The organism is Rhizobium sp. SJZ105, assembly GCF_007828365.1.
GTDB lineage: Bacteria > Pseudomonadota > Alphaproteobacteria > Rhizobiales > Rhizobiaceae > Agrobacterium > Agrobacterium tumefaciens.
The window spans coordinates 66,391-74,840 of record NZ_VIUP01000012.1 but is presented as its reverse complement, the minus strand read 5'-3'; the positions used below and the strand labels follow the sequence as shown (position 1 = coordinate 74,840).

The following is an 8,450-nucleotide window of genomic DNA, read 5'->3' as shown; positions in this document are numbered from 1 at the left end:
TGCCGAGCTTGATATACAGCTCGACCGCGCGAATTCTGTCAGCATGGGAATACATGAACTACCTCCTGGTGGTCCAAGTTTTAGTCCGCATCCCCACCTCTAAGTATGGTTTTCTGATCAGGGTTTGGTCAAGGGATTGGCCTTTTCTCCTCTCTTCTGTGCTGCTGCGGCCGAGCTGGCCTTGAAGCGGAAGCTGTCATTTCCGGTTTCGAGGATATGGCAACGGTGGGTCAGGCGATCGAGCAGAGCGGTGGTCATCTTGGCGTCACCGAAGACCGTGGCCCATTCGCTAAAGCTGAGGTTGGTGGTGATGATGACGCTGGTGCGCTCGTAGAGCTTGCTCAGCAGGTGGAAGAGCAGCGCTCCGCCGGAAGCACTGAACGGAAGGTATCCGAGCTCATCGAGGATCAGCAGATCGAGACGGACCAGCGTCTCGGCGATCTGGCCTGCCTTGCCTTTGGCCTTCTCCTGCTCGAGAGCGTTGACCAGTTCGATGGTCGAGAAGAAGCGAACTTTTCGGCGGTGGTGCTCGATCGCCTGGACGCCGATAGCGGTCGCGACGTGTGTTTTGCCTGTGCCCGGTCCGCCGACGAGGACAATGTTCTGCGCTCCGTCCATGAACTCGCATCGATGCAGTTGGCGCACCGTCGCTTCGTTGATCTCGCTGGCGGCGAAGTCGTATCCAGAGATGTCCTTGTAGGCGGGGAAGCGCGCAGCCTTCATGTGATAGGCGATCGAGCGAACCTCACGTTCGGCCATTTCGGCTTTCAACAACTGGGACAGGATCGGCACGGCCGCATCGAAGGCTGGGGCTCCTTGCTCGATCAGGTCCGTGACCGCTTGGGCCATGCCATACATCTTCAGGCTACGCAGCATGATGACGACGGCGGCGCTGGCAGGATCATGACGCATTGCGGCCTCCTGCTATCCGGACGCGCAGGCCATCGTAGCGTTCGACGTTGGCCTTGGGTTCGCGCAGCAAGGTCAGCGCCTGTGGTGTGTCGATATCGGGACCATCAGTGGTTTTGCCGTCGATCAGTCGATGCAGTAGGTTCAGCACATGCGTTTTGGTTGCCACGCCCGCATCCAGGGCCAGTTCCACAGCGCGAAGGACGACCTGTTCGTCATGATGGAGGACGAGAGCAAGGATATCGGCCATCTCACGATCACCGCCGGGGCGGCGAAGCATCTGGTCCTGCAACCGCCGAAAGGCTAACGGTAATTCCAGGAAGGGCGCACCATTGCGCAAGGCACCGGGCTTGCGTTGGATGACCGCAAGGTAATGCCGCCAGTCGTAAGTTGTTCGTGGCGGTTCGTCGTGGCTGCGTTCTATGATCCGCTGATGTTCGCAGAGGATATTACCCTCGGCCACCACGACCAGTCGCTCCGGATAAATCCGTAGGCTGACGGGCCGGTTCGCAAATGATGCAGGCACGCTGTAGCGATTCCGTTCGAAGGTGATCAGGCATGTCGGTGAGACCCGCTTGCTCTGTTCGACGAAGCCATCGAAGGCGGCAGGGAGTGCCATCAATGTCGGCTGTTCTGCGGACCAGACGTCTGCGATCGTGCCGGGCAAGGTGCCGTGCGCTATGTCGCGCCACAGATCCTGGCAATGCTGTTCCAGCCAGGCATTCAACGCCGCCAGATCTGGAAAGTCCGGCATCTGTTGCCAAAGTCGCGGTCGGGCATCCTGAACATTCTTCTCGACTTGACCCTTCTCCCAACCTGCGGCGGGATTGCAAAACTCAGGCGCAAAGACGTAGTGGTTCGTCATAGCAAGGAAACGGATATTGACCTGCCGTTCTTTGCCACGACCGACACGATCAACCGCGGTCTTCATGTTATGGGATGGACGCCTCCCTCCGAACTGTCAGAATAAATGGCCAACCAAAGGAGGAAGTCATGACATATGAATTGCTCGCAATCGATCTCGGAAAGTTGTCATTTCATCTGCATAGCATCGCTGCTCAGAGCGCTGTTGACAATGCCCGGCTCCGGATTCCCACGCGGTGTAAGAAAGTAACTCAAGACGGTAAGGCTGGTGCAGCCGATCCCCACGGCAATGATCGCGGGTGGCTGACCAGAGCGCACCGAAATCAGGACGACGGAAACATGAAGAACGGCGAACGCGATCTCCAGATCGGTCACCGTGTCGGCGATGAAGATGCTCGTCGCAAGCACAGAGATCCCCAACCACAAAATGGGCATCTCGGTCAGGCTCCGGAAAAAATCACGCCTCATGCCTACATCCTTCCTGTGAACATTGATTAGAACGGCGGCCGGCCCCCTATAGCATGGTGCGACGCCGGAATGGCCCTTACCAGCGAGCCGGTGAGCAAACTCAAACCTCTCCCAAAACCAATGCCAACACCGGTTCCTTGAAAGCAGACTACGAAACCGCGTGCGAAGGCCGAAATTGATTTGAGGGACGGTCAACAAGATGCCTCGCTGCGGTTGTCATTTCCATCGCTACGGCGCTAAAGACCACGGCTGTGGCGCAGCAGGATAGCAAGACTTGCCCACTCGAAGGCAGGGATGCACATCAGCCCGCGTGATCTGGTGACGCGACAGAAGGTCCTGGAAAATAATCTCGTCGTCCAACGGAGAAGCCAGTGGGCAACCAAAGAAGCGCCCGCATCTCTATACGCAACAGATACCTATCAAAACGTCCGGTCACCAACCTCTTTCCTTAACGACTGCAAGGAAGCGGCCGAGTTCCCCGTTGCTTTGAGAAGGATGACCCCGCCCTGCAAGCGGGCAGGTAACGCGAGAGTACGGCCCGCCTGAATTTACCGGCCGTCCGAAGCCATGCTTGGTGTCCGGCATCGTTTACCCATCGATTTCGAAAGATCTTGGTTGAGCGGCCGCCCCGCGGATCCGGGGACGGCCGATCGTCGTCGCTCATATTCTTCCTTTGTCTTCTCAACTCGGGTTCTCGAGCGTGAACAGGTCAGCATTTTCGTCATAGGCGAAATATTCGGCGTAACGGGCCCAGTTCGTCACGGCTTTCAGCGTGGTATCGGCATAGTCCGCCGACATGTAGTCCTCAAGCTCATCGCGGAAACGCCGGGCCGGAGCGCGATGTGTCGGCCGTTCGTCGAGGACGCGGCGGATGTGGGCGGCAAGCGGCACATAGCTGGCGAGATGCTGCTCGAACAGGCGTTTGCGTTCGTCGACATCGCTATCGGAAAAGCGCAGGCCCGGTCCGGTCAGCCGGATGTCGCCACCTTCCAGATCGACGAAGCGCAGCAGTTGCAGCGTCTCGGCAACGGGGAAAAGGTCATCAATGTCGAGATGGAGATGCGCGGCAAGCGGCGGCAAGTCTGCCTGTCCCAGATAGGGCTCGGCCGCAACCGTCTCGATCAGGCCGGAAATCAGGTTTGTCGAGACCCGCGGCAAGGCCATGGCGATGCCCGTTCCAGGGAATAGCCCGTCGCGCGTCGCCGTGCCGGTTTTCGCGGTCATCCTTGCATAGATGTCCTCGACCAGCATCCGGAAACTTGGGTCAAGCCGGTTGCGTGGCTGGGGCAGGTCGACGCGAATTTCGGCGATGACACGGCCGGGGTTCGACCCGAAGATCAGGATGCGGTCGCACATCAGTACGGCCTCCTCGATATTATGCGTCACCATCAGGATGGACTCGATCGGCATCCGCCCCTCGCACCAAAGATCGAGAAGATCGGTGCGCAGTGTTTCAGCTGTCAGCACGTCGAGAGCCGAGAAAGGCTCGTCCATCAACAGCACTTTCGGGCGCACAACGAGGGCACGGGCAAGGCCGACGCGTTGGCGCATGCCGCCCGAGAGTTCCTTGGGATAAGCGCTTTCGAAGCCGTCGAGACCGATGAGGTCGATGGCGGCAAGCGCCCGCTTTCGCCGGTCAGACGGTACGACGCCCTGGGCTTCGAGACCCAGTTCGACATTCTGCAGGACTGAAAGCCAGGGGAAGAGCGCGAAACTCTGAAAGACGACCGAGACGCCAGAGTTGGGACCCGTAACGGGCCTTCCCTCAAAGGTAACCTCGCCATCGCTCGGCCGGATCAGGCCGGCAATCGCCCGCAGGAGCGTCGATTTGCCGGAACCGGAGCGCCCGAGCAGTCCGACAATCTCGGCCGAACGAAGCTCTAGATCGGCACTATCGAGGACGACCAGCGAGCCGGATGCACCCTTGTCGTAAATCTGGCAGACCTTTTTGGCGCAGACCAGTGGCGCGGCTTCGGCAATTCCTGCCTTCTTTGTGAATATGATGTTTTCCATAATTGTTACTCCGACCGGGATGATCAGTTTAGACGCAGGCGGCGTTCGGCAAAGACGTAGAGTGGGCGCCAGAGGGTTCTGTTCAGAAGCGTGACGAAGAGAGACATGACCGCATGCCAAGGATGACACGCTGATAGTCGCCGGCCTCCGTGGCCTTGGCTATGTATGAACCGAGGCCGAAGGCTTCGAGCTTGGTATGGCCCCAGCTCACCACCTCGGCGACGATGCTGGCGTTCCACGAGCCGCCCGATGCCGTCAGCGCACCGGTGACGTAGTAGGGAAAAATCCCCGGCAGGATGGCGCGCCGCCACCACGTCCATGACCGGAGCTGGTAGACGGAGCAGGCTTCTTTCAAGTCAGTCGGAAAGGCGCTCGCGCCTGCGATGACGTTGAAGAGGATATACCATTGTGTGCCGAGCACCATGAGCGGCGATAGCCAGATATTCGGGTTTGCGCCGGTCGCGACGATTGCAATGACCGCGAAGGGAAACAGAACGTTGGCGGGGAAGGCCGCAAGGAACTGCGCCACCGGCTGAACACGCTCGGCAACGGCGGGTCTGAGGCCGATCCAGACGCCGACCGGCACCCAGATCGCGGACGCCACTGCAATCAGCACAAGCACGCGCAGCAGAGTGACAAGCCCCCCCTGGAAAGCGTCCCAAGCGTCGCTCCATGTCAGCGTCTGGCTCACGAAGGCAAATGCTTTCCAGAAGCCCCATATGCCGATGGATGCAATCAGAGCGAACCAGGCATAGTCGAGCAAGCGTATCGTCTTGGCATTGTTACGTCTGGCGAAGTGCGCTTTTCGGGATGCTGACGGCAGTCGGATGAGCATCAGGCTGCCCCATGCCCAGGCGAGTGGTCTCATCAGGCGTTTGAGCAGGCGCGTGCGCTGGATCAGCGAATAGACCCACGAACGGGGCTTTTCCTGCCCGGCGGTCTGCTCGAACCGGAATTTGTCGGCCCAGGTGACGATCGGCCGGAAGAGCAGCTGGTCATAGAGAACGACGACAACGCCCATGGCGAGCACGGCCCAGCTCACTGCCGCAAAATCCTGCTTGTCGATGGGCAAGCCAGGAGCCGAGACCGGTAGCTGTACCGTGGTATCGCCAACGGTGATCGCTTCGGAGGCAACAACGAAGAACCAGCCGCCAGACATCGACATCATCGTATTCCAGATCAGCCCGGGCGCCGAAAAAGGAGCTTCCAGGCGCCAGAACCGTTGCCAGGCGGAGAGGCGAAAGCCACGACTCACTTCATCGAGGTCGCGCGGGACGGTCCGCAGCGACTGATAAAAGGAAAAGGCCATATTCCAAGCCTGGCTGGTGAAAATCGCAAAGATCGACGCACATTCAGCGCCAAGCTGACTTCCTGGGAAAATTCCCATGAAGAAGGTAACGGTGAAGGTCAGAAAGCCGAGTACCGGCACGGATTGCAGGATATCGAGGGCGGGAATGATGATCATCTCCGCCCGCCGGCTTTTGGCCGCAAGCGTCGCGAAAACGAAGGTGAAGACAAGCGAAGCCCCGATTGCGGCGAACATCCGCAGCGTCGTACGCAGGGCATATTCCGGCAGCCGTGCCGGATCGAGCGAGATAGGAGCAGTTGCCAGGCCCTCCAGCGGTGCGCGCATTTCGGCCGCGCCATGCAGAGCGAGCATGGCGAGTGCCGCAACGAAGGCGAACGCTGCGAGGTCGTAGCCATTTGGCAAGATACGGGTCCGCGCCAGTTCGGCAACGGCGCTATGCCCCCGGCGATCATTGGAAAGAAAGACCATGTGATAACCTCATGGAAGAATATGGTGAGTGTCGGCGGGATGTCTGTGCGATGTGATGAGTGATGCGATCGCCGGGCGATGCCGTCGACACTCCAAGAACGAAGGCAAAAATCAGGAGGTCCTACGCCGCCATTTGGCTGCCCGCTGCGGAACTGCCCTCTTCATCGAGGGGGTCACCGGGTTCTGTGATCCAGACGCACTCCAGCCTTCCGCTGAGGGGATTGGTGTGCCAGATGGCAACAAGCTGGCCGCGCTTTGAGCTTTCCTTGGGGACACCAGAATTGACGGGCAGTGACTGCAATACGGAAAATTTGGATGCGGACCTTTGTCCGCGGAAAAGAACGATGTTGTTCATGGTTCACCTCCTCGGCCCGCCATCGGCGAGTCCGGGCGGCGAACCGGACAGGCTAGACCCGACCGGCGCTCGCCCGGGCGGTTGCGCCGGGAGCGTTCCAGATTGTTTTGATGACCATCCGCTCGCAGCCTGACGCCGCAACCGGATGGCGACTAAGATCGCTGTCCATTGGTGCCTTGATCTGTTGTTTCGAAGACCCTCGCAACAGTTTGCGTTGCGAAGGCATGAGTGTTTTGTCACAAGGGAGGTTGGGGGGTCAATGAGGCGTTGGTGCACCACAATTACACCATAGTATAATAGACGATATTTGCTCTGGGATAATGATGCGTAAGGAACCGTCCCGAGTTTCCAATAGCTGTGAAAACGGACCAGTCTGGTAGTTCACGATAGACTGACAGAGCTGACAAAGTCTCTCGTGAAAATTGGATCTAAATGGACGGATAAATAGTGCATAACTGCGCCGCAGAAATGGAGCGCGAGCACCGACGGATCACGGATGCATACCGTCACCCTTCTCGAGGCACTCGTGGATCAAGGGCACCTCGTCCTGCACGGCGCCGTTCGCGCGCCCGTTACGGCCGTTCCCTATGAATCGGATGCCGGGCCTAAGTGAATGGGTTTAAGCTCTTGAACATGGGGTAATCGCGGGACGGTTTCCCTCAGCAATATCTGACATGGGTGGTTGCCCCCGGTAAGATGGAAATACGGGCTCACGTTTGGAACCGGGCCCAGCATCAAATGGGAGGCAACCATGGACCAATATATCGGGCTTGATGTTTCGCTGAAAGATACTGCGGTTTCGATCCGACAGAATAGGAAGCGTATCTGGCGAGGGAAATGCCCTTCTGATCCGAAAGTTCTATCGCAAATCATCCGCAAGCATGCTCCGCATGCAAAGCTAGTCGTCTTCGAGACAGGTCCACTGTCGACATGGTTCTATCATGCGCTGAACGCCGAAAGAATTCCCGCGATCTGCATTGAAGCACGTCATGCGCAAAAGGTTCTGAATGAAACCCTCAACAAGACTGATGCCAATGATGCGGATGGCCTAGCGCAGTTGGCAGAAGCCGGATTTTACAAAGTCGTGCGAGTAAAGACTTTCGACAACATGGTGACGCGCACGCTGGTGGCAGCGCGTAGCCAGCTCGTAAGCATTTCCAAGCAGCTCAGCAACCAAATACGTGGTCTCCTGAAAACGTTTGGTCTCATCGTGCCCAAAGGGAAAGGCGGGGCATTTGATGCTAATGTGAGAGCGCTACTGGATGGAAATAGCGGCCTGGCAGCTGTGATATTGCCCCTGCTCGAGGCATGGCGCGACATACGTAAGCGCGCATCCAATCTTGATCACCAATTGCTCGTATCTTCCAGAAAGAGCCGGGCTACGAAGCTCCTAATGACGATTCCAGGCGTTGGCGCCGTCACGGCCGTCTCGTACGTTGCCGCGATCGAAGATCCTGAAAACTTCCCCACCTCGCGCTCTGTCGGCGCTTGGCTAGGGCTGACGACGCGGCGCTATCAGTCTGGCGAAATAGATTATGATGGCCATATCTCGCGACGCGGTGATAGTCGGCTGCGGGGATTACTCTACGAGGCAGCAACCGTTCTTTTAACGAGAACCACTGCCAGGACCGAATGCAGTCTAAAGACCTGGGGGCTGAAGCTGCGTGAGCGGCTGGGCTTCAAACGTGCCGCGGTTGCTGTTGCGCGAAAACTTGCCGTCATAATGCATAGCATGCTCAAGGCCGGGGAAGCGTTCAATCCATTGGCCGGCGCAGCGGCTTAACTACCTGCCTCAGCACCTCAATACGACTGAGATGCTGGGCGTCCCTGCTGTGGACGTGGGTTAGGTCATTCCGTAGATTCCGTCGCAGCTCATTGAGACTGCGTCTTGAACATAGGAAGACCTCACCTGCGAAAACCCATCATGCGGCGACTGCATGTCGACCGCGGAGACAACCGTGCTCCCAGCACCGGACGAATTTGCAGGACTGAAAGATGTCGAAAGGAAATATAAAAAGATGTCGCGTTAGCAACACGGCAACGAAGTGCCTTGTTTAAAATCCG

At 58.1% G+C, this 8,450-nt stretch carries 5 protein-coding genes and 2 pseudogenes; 1 reads left to right on the top strand and 6 read right to left on the bottom strand.

The features are described 5' to 3' along the window. Nucleotides 1–117 precede the first annotated feature (117 nt). The 6 genes and pseudogenes from istB to FB593_RS23910 form a co-directional block, all read right to left on the bottom strand. Nucleotides 118–912 carry an IS21-like element helper ATPase IstB gene (gene istB / locus FB593_RS23935; RefSeq protein ID WP_072637590.1) on the bottom strand — a complete coding sequence of 265 codons (795 nt, stop codon included), beginning with the start codon at nt 910–912 and terminating at the stop codon, nt 118–120. Beyond that, nucleotides 902–1,843: pseudogene (locus FB593_RS23930) on the bottom strand (Mu transposase domain-containing protein); the annotation flags it as partial. The pseudogene FB593_RS23930 and the gene istB, both read right to left, overlap by 11 nt. Nucleotides 1,844–1,941: 98 nt before the next feature. Further along, complete coding sequence (locus FB593_RS27615; RefSeq protein ID WP_186447962.1) at nt 1,942–2,241, bottom strand: hypothetical protein; 300 nt, start codon at nt 2,239–2,241, stop codon at nt 1,942–1,944. A 681-nt stretch (nt 2,242–2,922) separates the two neighbouring features. Then, nucleotides 2,923–4,254 carry an AAA-associated domain-containing protein gene (locus tag FB593_RS23920; RefSeq protein WP_145167088.1) on the bottom strand — a complete coding sequence of 444 codons (1,332 nt, stop codon included), beginning with the start codon at nt 4,252–4,254 and terminating at the stop codon, nt 2,923–2,925. 23 nt (nt 4,255–4,277) lie between these two features. Beyond that, nucleotides 4,278–6,031, bottom strand: a pseudogene (locus tag FB593_RS23915) (ABC transporter permease). Between the two features lie 121 nt (nt 6,032–6,152). After that, nucleotides 6,153–6,386, bottom strand: coding sequence for a hypothetical protein (locus tag FB593_RS23910; RefSeq protein WP_145167087.1), 234 nt, complete (start codon nt 6,384–6,386; stop codon nt 6,153–6,155). A 751-nt stretch (nt 6,387–7,137) separates the two neighbouring features. Here FB593_RS23910 and FB593_RS23905 point away from each other — a divergent pair. Then, the gene (locus FB593_RS23905; RefSeq protein WP_145167065.1) at nt 7,138–8,169 is read left to right on the top strand and encodes an IS110 family transposase; all 1,032 of its coding nucleotides are present in this window, start codon (nt 7,138–7,140) and stop codon (nt 8,167–8,169) included. Nucleotides 8,170–8,450: the final 281 nt, after the last annotated feature.